An 18827-nucleotide genomic window follows, 5' to 3' on the forward strand; every position below is an offset into this window, starting at 1 on the left:
TCACCTCTCCTCGTGCAGGCGAATCATCGCCTCGCGTGACCACGACGCCATCACCGCCTGCCCCGGCGCAATGCCGCTCAGCGACGAGGTTTCACTGAGATTGGCCTGGCTCACCAGCAGTTTGGCGCCATCGGCGAGTTTCAGCTCCAGCCGCGTGGCCGCCCCCTGATACTGAACGGCCTGCACGATGCCCTGAACCTGAACGTCTCCGCCCTCATTTAGGCGAATGTGTTCCGGGCGCAGGGAATAGCTGCCTTCCATGCCGCATATTTTCTGCGCAAGGCCTGCATCAAAGACGTTGGACGTGCCGACAAAACCGGCGACAAACGGCGTGCGCGGACGCATGTAGAGATCGCGCGGGGTATCCACCTGCTCGATGCGCCCGTTATTAAACACCGCCACCCGGTCTGACATGGAAAGGGCCTCGCCCTGATCGTGGGTGACAAAAATAAAGGTGATGCCGAGTTCCTGCTGAAGCTTCTTCAGCTCGAACTGCATCTGTTCACGCAGTTTGAGATCGAGCGCACCTAAGGGTTCATCCAGCAGCAGGACGCGCGGCTCATTGACCAGCGCCCGGGCGATGGCGACACGCTGCCGCTGGCCGCCGGAAAGTTGTGAAGGTTTGCGGGCAACGGCAAAGCTCAGGTCCACTTTTTCCAGGGCATCAAGGGCCTGCGCATGGCGTTTTTTCTTGTCGATGCCTTTGACCATCAGCCCGTAGGCAACATTGTCCAGAATCGACATATGCGGGAACAGCGCGTAGTCCTGAAAGACGGTGTTCACATCCCGCTCCCAGGGAGGCAGTTCGCTCGCCTCTTTGCCGAAGATAGAAATCGTGCCGCCTGACAGCTGCTCAAAGCCGGCAATCAGACGCAGGCAGGTGGTTTTGCCGGAGCCCGAAGGCCCCAGCATGGAGAAAAACTCTCCATCACGAATAGCAATGGTGACCCCATCCACCGCCCGTACGTCGCCGTACAGACGGGAAACGTTGTTAAACTCTACCGCGTACGTCATGTTCTGCTCCCGGGCAATTAACGACCGCCCATGATGGCGATGTAATCCTGCGTCCAGCGGCTGTAAGGGACAAATTTGCCGCCTTCGGCGATGGGGGTTTTCCAGAACATGATTTTGTCGAACTCGTTATAACCGTTTGTTTCGCAGCCTTTATCACCCAGCAGCGTGCTGGCCTTACACCCTTCTGCAACCACGGGCAGGGAGCCAAACCACGCCGCCAGATCGCCCTGCACTTTCGGCGTCAGCGACCAGTTCATCCATTTGTAGGCGCACATCGGGTGTTTTGCCTGTGCGTGCAGCATGGTGGTATCCGCCCAGCCGGTCACCCCCTCTTTCGGGAAGACGGTAGCAACGGGCTGGTTCTCAGCCTTCAGGGCATTCGCCTGATACGGCCAGGCGCTGGAGGCCACGACGCCTTCATTTTTGAAGTCGCTCATCTGGACGGTGGTGTCATGCCAGTAGCGGTGGATCAGCGCATGCTGGTCGCGCAGCACTTTCAGCACGGCGGCATACTGTTTTTCGGTGAGCTGGTACGGGTCTTTGATACCCAGCTGCGGCTGAGTGGCTTTGACGAACAGCGCGGCATCGGCGATATAAATCGGGCCGTCATACGCCTGCACGCGTCCCTGATTGGTTTTACCGTCCGGCAGATCCTGTTTGGTAAAGACCACGCTCCAGCTGTCCGGCGGCGTCGGGAAGGTTTTGGTGTTGTACATCAGCAGGTTTGGCCCCCACTGATACGGCGTGCCGTAGACTTTCCCGCCGACGTTAAACCATTCCCCTTTCACAATCCGCGCGTCGAGGGTTTTCCAGTTGGGGATGAGGTCGGGGTTAATGGGCTGAACGCGTTTACCCATTATCAGGCGCAGGGAGGCGTCACCCGAGGCGGTAACCAGGTCATAGCCCCCTTTCGCCATCAGGCTGACCATTTCATCCGACGTGGCCGCCGTTTTGACGTTGACCGCACACCCGGTCTCTTTTTCAAACTGGGTGACCCAGTCATAATTTTTATCCGTCTGTCCGCGTTCGATGTATCCCGGCCAGGCGATAATATCCAGCCGGCCTTCCCCGTCGCCGATGGCCTTTGGTGGTTCTGCGGCTTGCGCTGTCATGATAGTCATGCCGAGCGCGCACAGGCTGCTGCGGGCAAAATGTTTGCTCATAAGAGTTACTCCTGTCGCAATGAAATTTAGCGGCAGCCGTGCCGTAAAAATATCTCCCTTATTAAACGTAGACCGCGCAAATGCGCCGCACCGTACGGCTTCAGGAAATTTCATCAAGGTGTGACCGAGGGCGCATTCCCCGTTAACTGGATTATAGACAAGGAGTTAGCCGCGAGAGACGGTATGCAGATTTCCTATGACAGGGCACCGCGAAATATTCGCAGCGCCGTCATCAGGATAAGAATTGATTATTTAAATAACGTAGAAAAGTTTATTCCAGCATCGTGCTAATTAATTTACCTAACTGAATGACCGCCTGCTCTTCCCGCTCTCCCCAGGCCCAGGAGGTATTAAACCGGAAGAACGGTGTCCACGCGTCGGAGGTGGAAAACATCTTTCCGGGCGCAATGCTGATGTGGTGCGTTAAGGCTTTTTCGCTGAGCAGACCCGCATCCAGCTGCGCCGGAAGCTCCAGCCATAAAAAGTAGCCGCTGTCGTTATGGTGGATTTTGACGCCGGCAGGCATATGGCGCAAAAGGGACTGCCAGGCCTGCTGTTTTCGCTCGGCGAGGGTACGCCGCAGGCGGCGCAGATGGGCGTCGTAGCGTTTCGTCGCCAGATAATCCACCAGCGCCAGCTGCACGGGTGAGCTGGTTGAGAGCGTGCTCATCAGCTGCAGCTGCTGAATGCGTCTCGCGTGTTTTCCTGCCGCAACCCAGCCGATGCGAAAACCGGCCACCAGGCATTTTGAAAAGGACGAGCAGTGCAGCGTCATGTCCTGGCGATCCCATGCTTTCGCCGGGAGCGGCTTTTCGCGGCCAAAATAGAGCTCGCTGTAGACATCGTCTTCAATCAGGGGGACGTTGTGCTGCGTTAACAGCGCGACAAGCTGCGCTTTTTTCTCCGCGCTCAGCGTGAAGCCAAGCGGGTTCTGACTGTTGGTCATGATCCAGCAGGCTTTAACCGGGTACTCCTTCAGCGCCTGTTCAAGGGCATTGAGGTCAATCCCGTCGCGGACATCCGTCGCAATCGACAACGCTTTGAGCTTCAGGCGTTCCAGCGCCTGCAGCGCGCCGTAGAAACATGGGTTTTCGACTATCACCCAGTCGCCCGGCTCGGTTACCGCCTGCAGGCTGAGATTGAGCGCTTCAAGCGCGCCTGCGGTGATCACAATCTCTTCCGGGGAGATGTTCATCCCCTGCTGCGCGTAGCGACGGGCAATGGCGTGGCGGAGATCGACGTTACCCGGCGGCAGGTTCTCAATCACGCTCATCGCCGTCGCGGTTTTGCTGACGTTCGCCAGCGAGCGGTTGAGCTGCTGCAGCGGGAAAAGTCGGGGATCGGGAAACGCGGAGGCAAAAGGAACAACGGACGGGTCGCGGCTGGCCTGTAAGACGTCGAAGATGTAGGTATTAATATCCACCACTTCGTCACGCATCACCTGGGCAGGTGGAGCAGGCTGATGTGCGGTCGGGCGCGAGGCAACGTAATAGCCCGACTGCGGTCTGGCGACAATGCGCCCCTGACTTTCCAGCATCTGATACGCGTGGCCAACGGTCATAAAACTCATGCCGCTGCTCGCCACCTGCTCTCGCAGCGAAGGCAGCTTATCGCCCGGCAGCCATACGCCAAGCTCAATCTGCGAGATAATTTGTTGCGCCAGACGCTGGTATTTTTTCATCAAATTCTCCTTGTGACCGACAGTGTATATCAGCAGGAGAAAAAGAGAAGATTTAGCTAACTGTTATGGTTCGGGAAACGAATTACTTACGGTACTCGGTAACGTGGCTTTGCGCCTGACGCGCGGCGGCCAGGTGATCGAGCGTGATCATCGACGATTTGCAAAAGATGCATTTCGCCCCGAGAGGGTTTTTCTCAGACATATCAAAGACTGAGGTACGGTACTGCGAGCCATGACAGCACGGGCAGCGGAAATGAATATAAGAAGTCATAGGATTCTCCTGTGAACGTAAAAACGTAAATTACTAATGGGCCGATTGGGCAATAATGGTTTTAAACAAAACGAATCGGAAAGTAGATAAAGACCCAAGAGAGGCTGCGGAGAGGCACAACGTGATGAGAACTGCTTTATAAAACTACGTCAGATATTTATTTGGACTCAAAACCAGAGGGTCATTAACGCACGACGCAGACGACAAGGCAAGCAGTTTTATGCGTAAAATTCATAAAAAGACGGTTTTTATTCCTCACACGAGGTATATCAGATGGCTAAAGCATGAGTTTTAAGCCAACTGTTATGGTTAAAAATCACTTTTCTGCGTCTGATAGTCCGAACGTTGCCCCTATACCATAACAGCACACCGTTTGACATTGAGGCTGTGCATGTTTGGTTTAGATGCTTTTCACCTTGCACGGATACAGTTTGCCTTTACCGTATCCTTTCACATTATTTTCCCGGCCATCACCATTGGTCTCGCAAGCTACCTCGCCGTACTCGAAGGGCTGTGGCTTAAAACCAAAAATCCGGTCTGGCGCTCGCTGTACCATTTCTGGTCGAAGATTTTTGCCGTCAACTTTGGCATGGGCGTGGTCTCCGGGCTGGTGATGGCCTACCAGTTCGGCACCAACTGGAGCGGATTTTCACAGTTTGCGGGCAGCATTACCGGCCCGCTGCTGACGTATGAAGTGCTGACCGCCTTCTTCCTCGAAGCCGGGTTCCTCGGCGTGATGCTGTTCGGCTGGAACAAAGTCGGGCCGGGTCTGCACTTCTTCTCCACCTGTATGGTGGCGCTGGGCACCATTATCTCCACCTTCTGGATCCTCTCATCGAACAGCTGGATGCAGACCCCGCAGGGCTATGAGATCGTCAACGGTCAGGTCGTGCCGGTGGACTGGTTCGCCGTGGTGTTTAACCCCTCCTTCCCTTACCGCCTGCTGCATATGTCGATAGCCGCATTCCTGAGCAGCGCCCTGTTTGTGGGCGCATCCGCGGCATGGCATCTACTGCGCGGGAATAATACCCCTGCGATACGGGCAATGTTTTCGATGGCGCTGTGGATGACGCTGATTGTCGCCCCCATCCAGGCCATGGTTGGCGATATGCACGGGTTGAACACCTTAAAGCACCAGCCCGCCAAGATTGCCGCCATTGAAGGCCACTGGGAAAATCCGCCGGGTGAGCCTACCCCGCTGCTGCTGTTTGGCTGGCCGGATATGAAACAGGAGCGTACCCGCTTTGGGCTGGAGATCCCGGCGCTGGGGAGTCTTATCCTGACGCACAGTCTGGATAAACAGGTTCCGGCCCTCAAAGAGTTCCCGAAGGAAGACCGTCCGAATTCCACCATCGTCTTCTGGTCATTCCGCATTATGGCGGGCCTGGGCATGCTGATGCTGCTGCTCGGGGTGATGGCACTCTGGCTGCGCTACAAAAAACGCGTGTATTCGTCGCGCCCATTCCTGTGGTTTGCGCTGCTGATGGGGCCAACCGGGCTGATTGCCATCCTGGCCGGGTGGATCACCACCGAAGTGGGCCGCCAGCCGTGGGTGGTCTACGGACTCCAGCGAACAAAGGATGCGGTGTCTGCCCACGGTGACCTGCATATGAGCGTGAGCCTGCTGGCCTTCTTCGTCGTCTATACCTCGGTATTCGGCGTGGGCTACAGCTATATGGTGCGCCTCATCCGAAAAGGCCCGCAGCCGCATGAAACTTTCGCTACCGAGTCCGACGGACGTCCGGCGCGCCCGCTTTCTGCCGTCACAACTGAACATAAGGAGCAACCATAATGGGTATCGACCTTTCCATTATCTGGTTTGTGATCATCGTCTTCGCCACGCTGATGTATATCGTGATGGACGGTTTTGATCTGGGGATTGGCATTCTGTTCCCGGCCACGCAGAACGCCGACGATCGCGACGTAATGGTCAACAGCGTCGCGCCGGTCTGGGACGGAAATGAAACCTGGCTGGTGCTTGGCGGTGCCGCCCTGTTCGGCGCATTCCCGCTGGCCTATGCGGTGATCGTTGATGCCCTCACCATTCCGCTAACATTAATGCTGATCGGACTTATTTTCCGCGGGGTGGCATTTGAGTTTCGCTTTAAAGCCACGCCGGCCCACCGCCCCTTCTGGGATAAGGCGTTTATTGGCGGTTCCATTCTGGCAACGTTCACCCAGGGCGTGACGGTAGGCGCCGTCATTAACGGCTTTACCGTCACCGGCCGGGCCTATACCGGCGGCCCCTTTGACTGGTTTACCGCGTTTAACCTGTTTTGCGGCGTAGGGCTGGTGGTGGCTTATGCGCTGTTAGGCTCTACCTGGCTGGTGATGAAAAGCGAAAACGCGCTGCAGCAGCGGATGCGTGAGGTGTCGAAAACGCTGTTAATCGTCCTTCTGGCGTTTATTGCGGCGATCAGCCTCTGGACGCCGCTGGCGCAACCGGCCATCGCTGCGCGCTGGTTCACGCTACCGAATCTGTTTTATCTGCTGCCGGTCCCTGCTCTGGTGGTGATTTTTAGCCTGTACCAGTGGCGCTGCCTGAATAATCCCGCCAGCCATAGCCGTCCGTTTATTCTGACGCTGGGGCTGATATTCCTCGGCTTTAGCGGGCTTGGGATCAGCATCTGGCCGCATATTATTCCACCGTCGATCACCCTGTGGCAGGCCGCCGCCCCGACGCAAAGCCAGGGCTTTATGCTGGTGGGCGCGCTGTTGATCATTCCCGTTATTCTGGTCTACACCTTCTGGAGCTACTACGTGTTTCGCGGCAAAGTTCAGCATGGGGAGGGTTATCACTGATGCAACAACCGGTCTGGAAAAGATTACTGTGGCTGGCCATTATCTGGGGCGGCAGCGTACTGGCGCTGGCTGCTGTCAGTATGCTCTTCCGTATGCTGATGACGGCGGCAGGATTTAAATCGCATTAACGTCATTCCGGGCAACCGCTGCGTTGCCCGGTACTTCTCCCCGCACTTTCAGATAAACCCCATTAACGCACGGCAGAGTATCGTTACACTGGAAAAAGATTCACGGTTTTTATAGTTTGAGAAGAAAAATGAAAAAGCTCATTGCGTTAAGCGTTATTAGTCTTGTCCTTACCGGGTGCGTTAATCCGGGCAAAGCCTCCGTACAGCCGGAGCAACTTAAAAACCATCGCTTTGTGCTGGAAAACGTCAACGGTAAGACCGTGAAGAACGCGACAACGCAACCTGAGATCGGTTTTAGCGCGCTGCCAGATATGAGTCTGGTGAATAACATCAGCGTTTCTGGCCAGATGTGTAACCGCTTCAACGGACAGGGAAAATTGTCCGAAGGCGAGCTGAAGGTTAAAACGCTGGCCATGACCCGCAAGCTCTGTACTGAGCCGCAGCTGAATGAGCTGGATCAGACCATCGGCGACATGCTGCGCAAAGGGGCGCAGGTCGACCTGACTGAGGACCAGTTAACGCTGGCAACAGCCGATAAAACGCTGATGTTTAAGCGTGTAGAATAATCAGTAGTTACCGCAGCTTCCAACGGCAAGCGACTGTTCGCTACAGCGTTTGCCGTTTGGCAAGGCGCACATCCCAATAGCAGAACCATCAAGCTGGCGGGCGACAGACAGCGAACCGCCAATCATCGCGCAGTTGGCCTGACCTGAACTGGACATTGCCGCTTTCATTCCCGGCGCCACGTGGGCTGCCGTTGCCTGCTGGACTGGCTCACTGCTACATGCCGACAACAATAACGCGGCACACCCTACCCAAAATGCTGAGCGCATGCTCTCTCCCCCATGAATAATGCGAAACCTATGCATAATAGGCATCACATCCCGTGTCGTCGAGAGCGGAAGTGCGTATTTATGCGCTTCGGAAACAATTTCTCGCAATTTTTTCGCCAAAAGTTTGATCTACTCATTGATGGCAAGAATACCAAGGACACAAAAGCGAAAATCGTAAAATCCCTCGTTTGCTAGAATACACAGATAATATTCAGGGTTTGTTGCCGTAATACAGACCCCTATTTTTTGCGCAATGTAAGGGTGTTGTCCTATGCAAACTATTGACGGTAATGGTGCAGTTGCCTCAGTCGCGTTTCGCACCAGTGAAGTTATCGCCATCTACCCGATTACGCCAAGTTCTACCATGGCCGAGCAGGCGGATGCCTGGGCGGGTAACGGGTTAAAAAACGTCTGGGGCGATGTCCCGAGAGTGGTTGAAATGCAGTCTGAAGCCGGTGCGATTGCCACGGTACACGGTGCGCTTCAGACCGGTGCGCTTTCCACGTCGTTTACCTCCTCACAGGGATTGCTGTTAATGATCCCTACGCTTTACAAACTCGCCGGCCAGCTGACGCCCTTCGTACTGCATGTTGCCGCGCGTACCGTTGCCACCCACGCGCTCTCTATCTTTGGCGATCACTCTGACGTGATGGCCGTGCGCCAGACCGGCTGCGCGATGCTGTGCGCCAGCAGCGTTCAGGAAGCCCAGGACTTTGCCTTAATTTCGCATATCGCCACGCTTAAAAGCCGCGTGCCGTTTATTCACTTCTTTGATGGTTTCCGCACCTCTCACGAAATCAACAAAATCGTCCCGCTGGCCGACGATACTATCCTGAATCTGCTGCCGCAGGCGGAAATCGACGCGCATCGCGCCCGGGCTCTTAATCCTGAACACCCGGTTATTCGCGGGACATCGGCGAACCCGGATACCTATTTCCAGTCCCGCGAGGCCACGAACCCCTGGTACAACGCGGTTTACGATCATGTTGAACAGGCAATGAATGACTTTGCCGCCGCAACCGGCCGAGAGTACAAACCGTTTGAGTACTACGGCCATCCGCAGGCGGAACGGGTAATTGTGCTGATGGGGTCAGCCATTGGAACCTGTGAAGAGGTGGTTGACGAGCTGCTGACGCGCGGTGAAAAAGTTGGCGTGCTTAAGGTGCGTCTCTACCGTCCGTTCTCGGCCAAACATTTGCTTTCGGCTCTGCCTGAAAGCGCGCGCGCTGTGGCGGTGCTCGACCGTACCAAAGAGCCGGGCGCGCAGGCGGAACCCCTCTATCTGGATGTGATGACCGCCCTGGCAGAAGCCTTTAATCAGGGCGAACGTGAAACGCTGCCGCGCGTGATTGGCGGTCGCTATGGCTTGTCCTCCAAGGAGTTTGGGCCGGACTGCGTGCTGGCGGTATTCAACGAGTTAAGCGAAGCGAAACCCAAACCGCGCTTTACCGTCGGCATTTATGATGATGTGACGAATCTTTCCCTGTCGTTGCCGGAAAACACCCTGCCCTCGACCGCCAAACTTGAGGCACTGTTCTACGGTCTGGGCAGCGACGGCAGCGTCTCCGCGACCAAAAACAACATCAAAATCATCGGTAACTCCACGCCGTGGTACGCCCAGGGGTACTTCGTCTACGACTCCAAAAAAGCAGGCGGCCTGACCGTTTCCCACCTGCGCGTGAGCGAGCAGCCCATCCGCTCCGCGTATCTTATCTCTCAGGCCGATTTTGTTGGCTGCCACCAGCTGCAGTTTATCGATAAATACCAGATGGCCGAGCGCCTGAAGCCCGGCGGCATTTTCCTCCTCAATACGCCGTACAGCGCGGACGAAGTCTGGGCGCGGCTGCCGCAGGAAGTTCAGGCGGTGCTGAACCAGAAAAAAGCCCGTTTCTACGTGGTCAACGCCGCGAAAATTGCCCGCGAATGTGGCCTGGCTGCGCGTATTAATACCGTTATGCAGATGGCCTTCTTCCATCTGACCAATATTCTGCCGGGCGACAGCGCGCTGGTGGAGCTGCAGGGTGCGATTGCTAAAAGCTACAGCAGCAAAGGCCAGGAGCTGGTCGAGCGAAACTGGCAGGCGCTGGCGCTGGCACGCGAATCGCTGTTTGAGGTACCGCTGCAGCCGGTGAATGCCGCAAGCCCGAACCGCCCTCCGGTGGTGTCCGATGCGGCGCCTGATTTCGTTAAGACCGTGACGGCGGCGATGCTGGCCGGTCTGGGTGATGCCCTGCCCGTCTCTGCGCTACCGCCGGATGGCACCTGGCCGATGGGCACCACGCGCTGGGAAAAACGCAACATTGCCGAAGCGATCCCCATCTGGAAAGAAGAGCTGTGTACCCAGTGCAACCACTGCGTTGCGGCCTGCCCGCACTCTGCCATTCGAGCCAAGGTGGTATCACCGGAAGAGATGGAAGCCGCGCCGGCCAGCCTGCATTCGCTGGATGTGAAATCTCGCGATATGCGCGGACAGAAATACGTTCTGCAGGTCGCGCCGGAAGATTGCACCGGCTGTAACCTGTGCGTCGAGGTCTGTCCGGCGAAAGACAGGCAGGATCCGGAGATCAAAGCCATCAATATGATGTCGCGTCTGGAGCACGTTGAAGAGGAGAAGGTCAACTATGACTTCTTCCTGAATCTTCCGGAAATCGATCGCAGCAAACTGGAACGTATTGATATTCGTACCTCACAGCTGATTACGCCGCTGTTTGAGTACTCTGGCGCCTGCTCCGGCTGCGGTGAGACGCCGTATATCAAGCTGCTTACCCAGCTGTACGGTGACCGGATGCTGATTGCCAACGCAACCGGCTGTTCATCCATCTACGGGGGCAATTTGCCTTCTACGCCGTACACCACCGACGCGAATGGGCGCGGTCCGGCGTGGGCAAACTCGCTATTCGAGGACAACGCCGAATTCGGCCTGGGCTTCCGCCTGACCGTCGACCAGCACCGCGCGCGCGTGATGCGCCTGCTGGAGCAGTTTGCCGGGCAGATCCCCGCTGAGCTCAATGACGCGCTTCATGCGGACGCGACGCCAGAAGAACGCCGTGAGCAGGTTGCTGAGCTGCGCCGCGCGCTGCAGGGCGTGGCGGGAGCTGAACAGTTGCTGACCGACGCTGACGCCCTGGTCGAAAAATCAATCTGGCTCATTGGCGGCGACGGCTGGGCTTACGATATCGGCTTTGGCGGGCTGGATCACGTGTTGAGCCTGACCGAAAACGTCAACATCCTGGTTCTGGATACGCAGTGTTATTCCAATACCGGCGGCCAGGCGTCGAAAGCCACGCCGTTAGGCGCGGTAACGAAATTCGGCGAACACGGTAAACGCAAGGCGCGCAAAGATCTCGGCGTGAGCATGATGATGTACGGTCACGTTTACGTCGCGCAAATCTCGCTGGGAGCCCAGCTTAACCAGACGGTGAAAGCGATTCAGGAAGCGGAAGCGTATCCTGGCCCGTCGCTGATCATTGCCTACAGCCCTTGCGAAGAGCATGGCTACGATCTGGCCCTCAGCCACGACCAGATGCGCCAGCTGACCGCGACCGGCTTCTGGCCGCTGTACCGGTTCGACCCGCGTCGTGCTAACGAGGGTAAATTACCGCTTGCGCTGGATTCGCGTCCGCCTTCGGATGCCCTGGCCGAGACGTTAATGCAGGAACAGCGATTCCGTCGCCTTAACGCCCAGCAGCCGGAAGTGGCTGAACAGCTCTGGAAAGATGCCGCTGCTGATCTGCAAAAACGCTATGACTTCCTGGCGCAGATGGCGGGTAAAGCCGAAAAACCGACCAGCGACTAGTTCCCCTGCCCGGCTTGTCCGGGCATTTTTTTGCCATAAAAAAAGCCCGGCGTATTAGCACCGGGCGAATCCAGATAATCATTGAATATCTATTTAGTTTCCTTAATAGCATTCACGTTAATTATGGATGAATCATCTTACAGGCATATAACGCCGGTTAGATTACCTTAGTTAACCCCTGATTAATAATTTCAATTTAATATAGTTACTTTCAAATCATTCATCAAACCAATGACCATTTCCGCTGATTTATTCGGTTTAGATTTTACTTAGTTCGTAACAATTATATTTTATTACTCTTACACGAGAGTAATTTAGCATGAGACAACTTTCTCATTCTGAAAGTTCAACAGGTAATTAAATAAAAACAACTGCAAAGGAATATCACAATGCAAAGAAAAGTACTGGCTCTGATGATTCCGGCTCTGTTAATGGCTGGTTCTGCACATGCAGCAGAAATTTATAATAAAGACGGTAACAAATTAGATCTGTACGGAAAAGTAGATGGTCTGCACTACTTTTCAGATAATAAAGGCGCTGACGGGGATCAAACCTATATGCGTCTGGGTTTCAAGGGTGAAACGCAGATCAACAACACGATGACCGGCTATGCGCAGTGGGAATACAACATTCAGGCTAATAACACGGAAGGGTCTGATAATCAGTCCTGGACGCGTCTGGCCTTCGCCGGTGTAAAAGTGGGTGACTACGGCTCCTTCGATTACGGTCGTAACTACGGTGTCCTGTACGACGTGGAAGGCTGGACCGATATGCTGCCTGAGTTCGGTGGCGACTCCTACACCAAAGCCGACAACTTCATGACCGGCCGCGCAAACGGCGTGGCAACCTACCGTAACACCGACTTCTACGGTCTGGTGCAGGGCCTGAACTTTGCGCTGCAGTACCAGGGCAAAAATGAAGACGCCAGCAACAACCAGGAAGGCACCAACAACGGTCGCGACACACGTCACGAGAACGGTGACGGCTTTGGTATCTCCACAACCTATGACTTCGGCATGGGGATTACTGCGGGTGCCGCGTATACCTCTTCTGACCGCACCAACGAGCAGGTCATGAATACCACTGCGGGTGGAGACAAAGCGGATGCCTGGACGGCGGGCCTGAAGTATGACGCCAATAACATCTATCTGGCGGCAATGTATTCTGAAACCCGCAATATGACACCGTATGGTGATAATACCGACGCCGTGGCGAACAAAACCCAGAACTTCGAAGTGACCGCGCAGTACCAGTTCGACTTTGGCCTGCGTCCGTCCCTTTCCTACCTGCAGTCGAAAGGTAAGGACCTGGGCAACGGTCAGGGCGACCAGGATCTGGTTAAATACGCTGACGTAGGCGCGACCTACTACTTCAATAAAAACATGTCCACCTACGTTGATTATAAAATCAACCTGCTGGATGAAGATGACAGCTTCTACAAAAACAACGGCATTGGCACGGATGATGTCGTCGCATTAGGTCTGGTTTACCAGTTCTGATTGTCAGAGCCCGCATAATTATGCGGGCTCGCTTGTTTTTTGAAGTTCGTCACAAAAGGCAGTTTAAGAAAGGGGTTGGTTGAGGGAAAGTTGAAAGTAAGCTGGTTAAACTGCGGTGATAGCCCTTTCGTCACTAAGGATAACAGCGTTGTTTGGTCGTGTATCCCTTGCCTTACTTACCCTTTTAGCATTGCTGTGGATGGCGTTAATTTTTGATTTTGGTGATATTGTCGGGCATCTCGGCACGCTGCTAAACCATCTGGATGGCAGTTAACTATTCCCTGGAAATAAAAAGCCACCAGCAGTGCCGGTGGCGGGTAAACGCGTATGTCGCGTTATTTTTTCACAGGTTGAGGCTTTTTATCACCTGATTCAGGGGCCTCACGCGGATCGTCTTTTTCAACACAGAGCATAGTTTCTCCTGTTTCAGTTACCCACTGCCTACTATAGCCGGAGGAGTAAAAGCGTGGCCAGGCGGCAATCATGCCTGCTTTTCCCCTTTCTCGCGAAAAGAGAGATAACCAAATACCCCACTTCCCCCATCCATAGGATGGTTAACGCCGTCCATCACCTTCACCTCTGGAAAATCAAAAGGTGAAACGTTTTCAAAACAGGCGACATTAACGCCATATTCGTTTGGGTTAGAACGCCGCTGATGGAACGTGTAAATCCCGCACACCGAGCAGAAGAAATGCCGTGCCGTTCCCGTGTTAAAGCGGTACTCGGTGAGCTTATCTTCACCTTTGGTCACCTTAATCCCTGACAACGGCGCAGAGACAACGACCGCGCCCCGCATACGACAAAAGGAACAGCTGCAGCGCCGTGCGGTATTGAGTCCATCAGTGAGCTCAACGGTGAACGCCACCGCGCCGCAATGGCACTTCGCATTTCGTTTTTCAGCCATGGGCTATACCCCTTTTCTCACCAACTCGGCAGCCTTAACGAAAACCTCATCTTCTACGCCATCGCCTTTTTGCCTGCCGAGCCTGACCAGTTCATCGACAATGCTGTTGCGATGGATCGGTTTCTGCGCTGAAACTAGCCCAATAACGGCGGCCCCAATCGCCAGCCCCACTAATCCGGTTTGTTCATCTTTGTTCATCATGCTTACGCTCCTGGTCCAACCAACAAGCTTAGCAGGAATACGGTAAAACGGAATGACGGACAAGTTCAGACAGGTATGACTTCTAAAATCGACAGATAGGAACCGGTATCTATTATTTTGTTCAGCTTCAAACTGGTCTGTTCAAACAAGACCTGATACTCAGGCTCTGTTCTTGCCCGCCCGCCATCAAAGCTTGTTAACAGAAGAAGGTCAATTTCAAATCGTCCCTGCTGATTATTTTCTTTTTTAATAAGCGGTTCAAAAATTAATAATCGGGAGTTATCTTTCATAGCCGTTCTGCAGCATTGAAGGATCTGAATGGCCTTCTCATCAGGCCAGTCCATCAAAATGTATTTAAGCAGGTAAATGTCCGCTACAGGACAGGCTTCAAAAAAGCTGCCCTCAATGGTCTCCCATCGACGATTATCCTTTAACAGGTGCAGTCGATTTCGCTCAAGCACGTCTTTTTGATCGAAAAGGATCCCCGTTAAGGTCGGATTTCGACGTAAAACGGTCAGCAATAAGTTACCCAACCCACCGGCGATATCGGCAACGACAGCGTTTTGAGGGAACGAATAGCTATCTGCAATGACCTCATTCTCTACGGATGACATAGAGGCCATACCGGCATGAAAAATGTTGCTTCCCGTCACCGTGTCATCATGCTGCCAGTAATCGTAAAAAGGCTTTCCAAACAATGAATTAAAAACAGGTTTGCCTTGCAATATTTCATCCATTCTAGCCGCTGGCTGCCAGAATGTTTGGTCTGTCAACATGAGAACTGCCGCCCGTAAGGAAAATTCATGATCGGAACGCAGGAATTGAGCTGAATGGCTAAGACCGTATTCCGTTTCGGATAATTCGTTGAACACCCCACGCGAAGACAATAAGCGCATGATTCGATGAAGATAGTCGCCATCGACATTAAGCTCCTTCGCCAGCTGCTTAACGGATTTCTTTCCTTCAACCAGAAGATCTGCAACGCCTAATACCGCGACAGCCCGAAGTGCTGCCTGCCAGACAAAACCCATGCTTTGCTCTAACAAACACATTCCTTCTTTACGGCTTAGCAAATCCAGACTATTACGTTGTGACATTTTCTGCTCCTTACCAGTAAAGATGCGCTGAACAACTTAAATTCGCTAGCAAGCGTAAGTCTGGTAGTGAGCTTTATCCATAATTTCAGAAAGGATTATTTATGCGGTTTCGTACCGTTTAGCATACAATCTCTTTAAATATGTAAAAAAACAGGGCCACTTACTCTTTATTTTGATTAGTAACATAGTGACACTATTATTGTGTAAATAATTGCTTTGATGAGAAAAATGCCTGCCATGAGACATGACATTTCATATTTAAAATCTCGGCGTCAGTCCAAACTTTGGCGTTTTGATGTTTGCAGCCCAAATCTTGATATCGTTTTGCAGGAGGATCGTGAAGTCAGATTTTAAATGCGTCACCATGCCATTGACGCTGTCCGCATCAACCACGGAAAAATGTTCAATTCTGCTCAGTCCTACCTGAACGCAATAATATTTGGCGGGCAGTACTTTACCATTCACATTTAGCGGCAGGTTTTTCTCACCGCAACGGCCTTCAGTAATATAGGACACCAGTAAATTAGCGGATTTTCTTCCTGGCTGGGAGACACTCACCATGACCGGGAAACCTTCCGAGGTCTGCGTCATATCATAAAGGACCGCATTTTTTATATACCAGGTATTATATTCCCGCTCCTGAAAAGCAGACCAGGAAGGCGCAGAAAAGAGCACCAGCACTGCCAGAATAAGAGATTCTATTTTCATGGGATGTTGTCGTCCGTGTTGTTGCACGTATTATTCAGATTGTGCAAAAAACAGCAACCACTTAAGAATAGTCCTACTACTATTGACAGTGACGGAGGAGTAAATTAAAGATATGCCTTACCGTCAGCAGTCCCTGCCAACGCTCATAAAAGAGAATAAGAAGAAAAATGATAAACGGCCGCCATCATGGCGATGCTGACGACGACGCTGATGAAAAAGTAGCTTTTGAAGGGCTGCTTTTGGGTTTTATGGCGAAAGAGTTGTTGGCCGACAATGGCGCCAGGCCAGCCACCTGTCACGCCAAATACCAGCAATGTCGCTTCCGGAACCCTGCGCATCCCCTTCCGCGCCGCCATTTTATCGGCGCCATACATGAACAACGTCATCACGTTGATCGCCAGAAACCACATGACCAGAGAATGGGTAGCAAGAAGGCTGCCGATCGCAGCGATAATCAGGAGTAAATAACAAAAGCGATTAAGGGTCATAGCACGAGCCACGGGGTGTTTAGCAGTTTTGGATGACGCATTATACGTTAACTGACGAAAATCTCAGAGTGAGACGGCTATTCTAAAATGCAAACTGCGCCCCGGGCCTTTACTGGTTAACATTTAAACTGCGGTAATAAGTAAGCATTATTTCATTATGCGTTGACCGCTAGCATTTTTTTCTTAAAAAATTAACCTGAAACATCTTACGTCGAAAACACAGCGTAAGCGCATTGTTTTAACAAAACAATAATCATTGCATCCATCAATCTAAAGAGGGCGCGACAATATTGATTAAAGTCAAATTAAACGTTAGCCAGCTAATATTCAAAGTCATCCATTCGTTTAAGAACACCCAAAACAATGTTGAAAACAATTAATTTGACCATCCGGTCAATGCATAACAAAATATTCCCGTGGTTAAAACAATAATGGTCTGCATTTTTGGGGGATGATGTCCCCCCTTTTTATTTTCTCAGAAACAACCGAATAAACATTATTCCACCCTGACCTTAACTTTTGGCTTCGACAAGAGAACTTTGACCAGTTCCTTGAAAGGAAGAGGTTTGTAAAAGAAAAAACCCTGTAAAAACCGGATATGATTGCGAGTGAGGTAATCGAGCTGCTCTTCTGTTTCAACGCCTTCCGCCACGATGCTAATTGAGAGTTTTTTGGCCAACTCCAGTACCGAATCAAGGATTAGCGTTGAGTCCTCATTCGCGTTAACCCTGGCAACAAAGCTCTGGTCGATTTTAATGTAATCAATATGCAGATCCTGCAGATAGGACAGACCGGAATAACCCGTACCAAAGTCATCCAGCGCAATGGCAAATCCGTTGTTATGTAGCTCATTCAATGTATTAACGAGATGTTCATCAATGTCGAGTGGTTCACGCTCCGTCACCTCAACGACGAGGTTAAGATCCTGTTGAGTGAAGCTGCGCTTGTAGTGGAGACACTCTTCAACAAAGGTGGGCGCAACGATATGAGAAGCGCTGAAGTTAATCCCTACGTGAAACCCTTCCGGCAGCAATGTCGCAATAGCATTCATATGTATTGCAACCTGCCTCATTAAGCTTTGAGTCAAAGGAATAATTAAACCGGATTTCTCCGCAAGAGGAATGAAGGATGCGGGGGAAATAAACCCTGATTGAGGATGCTTCCATCTGGCCAGCACCTCCACACCCCGTAAGGTTCCCTCTTTGCCGCTCACAACGGGTTGGTAATACGGAATAATTTCATTTCTGTAAATGGCGATGCGCAGTGACTCTTCGGGTGAGACATCCTTAGAAATATAGCGTTGAAGAATATAAGCAGAGAGAGACGATATTATCAGCAGGAATAACACCACGCCTCCGGCTCGATTGAATAATCTCTTAAGGCTAAAAAGAGGTGGAGAGTTGAATTGTACCGAGAAAGGATAAGTAGAGGCTTTTACCGTTAATACCTCTTTATTCGTAGGGTCTGCCGTCGTCACATCGCCTGTCAGACCTAAAAGCGTATTGCCTACTCTCAGGGAATATTCAACGCCATTTAATGGCATATCCAGCGCATCACGGATATGGCTATCGCTGATGCTAACGATGATTCGGCTTCCGGCGTGAATTGTCTGATATAAGAGAACCGGAAGACCGTTGACGGTACTGGCCGAAGGGACGAGGAGCAATGATGACTCAGGCAGCACTGAGCTGTTGACCAACAATACGCGGTTTCCCGGTAACGAGGAGCACCAGACCGCATCATTTTTCAGAATAACGATCGTTCTCAGGTGAGGCTGTAATGCCGCCTCGGTGCCCAGCCGATATTGCCCTTCAGCATCACACTCATTCTCGGCAAGTTGCATTGCCATCTCAGTCGCATGACGAGCTTCTTTAAGAATAACATTCATGTTCCGCACGACGTAATGCGCCTCTGCCAGGCTATCGGCCCGTGCAGAATACCAAACCTGTAAATTAATGATAAAAACGCCGAGCAAAAACATAGTCGTGGCTGCAGCTACGGGGATAGATGCATGGCGCATTTAGGGTTCTCGATTTAAGTGAAGTAGCCGCTTCAACGATGCTGAAGTGATTGAATTGTCATCGTCTTAAGCATGGTTGATAACGTAATAAATACCATGACAGGCGTCAGAAAAGTTCTCGTAAACCAGATTCAGGGGAAACAAAAGGCCGCCGAACGGCAGCCCTGGTGGATAAGTATCTATTAATATCGCTTTATTGTATTGATCGGGGTTCTTTCTGAC

19 protein-coding genes are annotated in these 18827 nt (G+C 52.5%); 7 read left to right on the forward strand and 12 right to left on the reverse strand.

The features are described 5' to 3' along the window. The 4 genes from ACZ6J2_RS03180 to ymcF form a co-directional block, all read right to left on the reverse strand. On the reverse strand, positions 1-1014 hold the full coding sequence (locus ACZ6J2_RS03180; protein ID WP_471724777.1) for an ABC transporter ATP-binding protein: 1014 nt from the start codon (positions 1012-1014) through the stop codon (positions 1-3). A 17-nt stretch (positions 1015-1031) separates the two neighbouring features. Beyond that, positions 1032-2177, reverse strand: a complete 1146-nt coding sequence (ydcS, locus tag ACZ6J2_RS03185; protein ID WP_029741508.1) for a putative ABC transporter substrate-binding protein YdcS — start codon at positions 2175-2177, stop codon at positions 1032-1034. 271 nt (positions 2178-2448) lie between these two features. Further along, the gene (locus ACZ6J2_RS03190) at positions 2449-3858 is read right to left on the reverse strand and encodes an aminotransferase-like domain-containing protein (protein ID WP_471724778.1); all 1410 of its coding nucleotides are present in this window, start codon (positions 3856-3858) and stop codon (positions 2449-2451) included. Between the two features lie 82 nt (positions 3859-3940). Then, on the reverse strand, positions 3941-4129 hold the full coding sequence (gene ymcF / locus ACZ6J2_RS03195; RefSeq protein ID WP_023335881.1) for a cold shock small protein YmcF: 189 nt from the start codon (positions 4127-4129) through the stop codon (positions 3941-3943). A gap of 391 nt (positions 4130-4520) precedes the next feature. Between ymcF and ACZ6J2_RS03200 the strand changes: the two genes are divergently transcribed. From ACZ6J2_RS03200 to hslJ, 4 genes are all read left to right on the forward strand, one after another. After that, on the forward strand, positions 4521-5921 hold the full coding sequence (locus ACZ6J2_RS03200) for a cytochrome ubiquinol oxidase subunit I (protein ID WP_320709741.1): 1401 nt from the start codon (positions 4521-4523) through the stop codon (positions 5919-5921). Further along, positions 5921-6931: a cytochrome d ubiquinol oxidase subunit II gene (gene cydB, locus ACZ6J2_RS03205; protein ID WP_048977294.1), complete on the forward strand. Its 1011-nt coding sequence runs from the start codon at positions 5921-5923 to the stop codon at positions 6929-6931. The genes ACZ6J2_RS03200 and cydB overlap by 1 nt, the downstream gene beginning before the upstream one ends. After that, the gene (locus ACZ6J2_RS03210; protein ID WP_008501283.1) at positions 6931-7059 is read left to right on the forward strand and encodes a DUF2474 domain-containing protein; all 129 of its coding nucleotides are present in this window, start codon (positions 6931-6933) and stop codon (positions 7057-7059) included. The genes cydB and ACZ6J2_RS03210 overlap by 1 nt, the downstream gene beginning before the upstream one ends. 128 nt (positions 7060-7187) lie before the next feature. Continuing rightward, on the forward strand, positions 7188-7625 hold the full coding sequence (hslJ, locus tag ACZ6J2_RS03215) for a heat shock protein HslJ (RefSeq protein ID WP_471724779.1): 438 nt from the start codon (positions 7188-7190) through the stop codon (positions 7623-7625). Here hslJ and ACZ6J2_RS03220 read toward each other — a convergent pair whose 3' ends face one another. Next, positions 7626-7892, reverse strand: a complete 267-nt coding sequence (locus tag ACZ6J2_RS03220) for a putative hemolysin (protein ID WP_023312003.1) — start codon at positions 7890-7892, stop codon at positions 7626-7628. Between the two features lie 271 nt (positions 7893-8163). Between ACZ6J2_RS03220 and nifJ the strand changes: the two genes are divergently transcribed. The 3 genes from nifJ to ACZ6J2_RS03235 all read left to right on the forward strand — a co-directional run bounded on the left by nifJ (position 8164) and on the right by ACZ6J2_RS03235 (position 13461). Beyond that, entirely contained in the window at positions 8164-11688 is a 3525-nt protein-coding gene (nifJ, locus tag ACZ6J2_RS03225) for a pyruvate:ferredoxin (flavodoxin) oxidoreductase (RefSeq protein ID WP_471724780.1), read from the forward strand. A 389-nt stretch (positions 11689-12077) separates the two neighbouring features. After that, positions 12078-13187 carry a porin OmpC gene (gene ompC, locus ACZ6J2_RS03230; protein ID WP_471724781.1) on the forward strand — a complete coding sequence of 370 codons (1110 nt, stop codon included), beginning with the start codon at positions 12078-12080 and terminating at the stop codon, positions 13185-13187. 148 nt (positions 13188-13335) lie between these two features. Continuing rightward, complete coding sequence (locus ACZ6J2_RS03235) at positions 13336-13461, forward strand: hypothetical protein (RefSeq protein WP_471724783.1); 126 nt, start codon at positions 13336-13338, stop codon at positions 13459-13461. 61 nt (positions 13462-13522) lie between these two features. Here the strand turns inward: ACZ6J2_RS03235 and ACZ6J2_RS03240 are convergent, their stop codons facing one another. The 7 genes from ACZ6J2_RS03240 to ACZ6J2_RS03270 all read right to left on the reverse strand — a co-directional run bounded on the left by ACZ6J2_RS03240 (position 13523) and on the right by ACZ6J2_RS03270 (position 18605). Further along, positions 13523-13600, reverse strand: coding sequence for a hypothetical protein (locus ACZ6J2_RS03240; protein ID WP_223239581.1), 78 nt, complete (start codon positions 13598-13600; stop codon positions 13523-13525). A gap of 68 nt (positions 13601-13668) precedes the next feature. Further along, the gene (locus tag ACZ6J2_RS03245; RefSeq protein ID WP_471724784.1) at positions 13669-14091 is read right to left on the reverse strand and encodes a GFA family protein; all 423 of its coding nucleotides are present in this window, start codon (positions 14089-14091) and stop codon (positions 13669-13671) included. Positions 14092-14094: 3 nt separating this feature from the next. Then, the gene (locus ACZ6J2_RS03250; protein ID WP_023616678.1) at positions 14095-14292 is read right to left on the reverse strand and encodes a hypothetical protein; all 198 of its coding nucleotides are present in this window, start codon (positions 14290-14292) and stop codon (positions 14095-14097) included. A gap of 65 nt (positions 14293-14357) precedes the next feature. Then, a complete protein-coding gene (locus ACZ6J2_RS03255) occupies positions 14358-15389 on the reverse strand; it encodes a methyltransferase (RefSeq protein WP_471724785.1) in 1032 nt (343 codons plus the stop codon). Positions 15390-15647: 258 nt separating this feature from the next. Next, positions 15648-16097, reverse strand: coding sequence for a hypothetical protein (locus ACZ6J2_RS03260; RefSeq protein ID WP_471724786.1), 450 nt, complete (start codon positions 16095-16097; stop codon positions 15648-15650). Between the two features lie 143 nt (positions 16098-16240). Beyond that, positions 16241-16585 (reverse strand): DUF1294 domain-containing protein, encoded by a 345-nt coding sequence (locus ACZ6J2_RS03265; protein ID WP_064672627.1) that lies wholly within the window; start codon positions 16583-16585, stop codon positions 16241-16243. A 496-nt stretch (positions 16586-17081) separates the two neighbouring features. Further along, on the reverse strand, positions 17082-18605 hold the full coding sequence (locus tag ACZ6J2_RS03270) for an EAL domain-containing protein (protein ID WP_471724787.1): 1524 nt from the start codon (positions 18603-18605) through the stop codon (positions 17082-17084). Between the last annotated feature and the right edge of the window lie 222 nt (positions 18606-18827).

This window comes from Enterobacter sp. E14S (assembly GCF_055666685.1).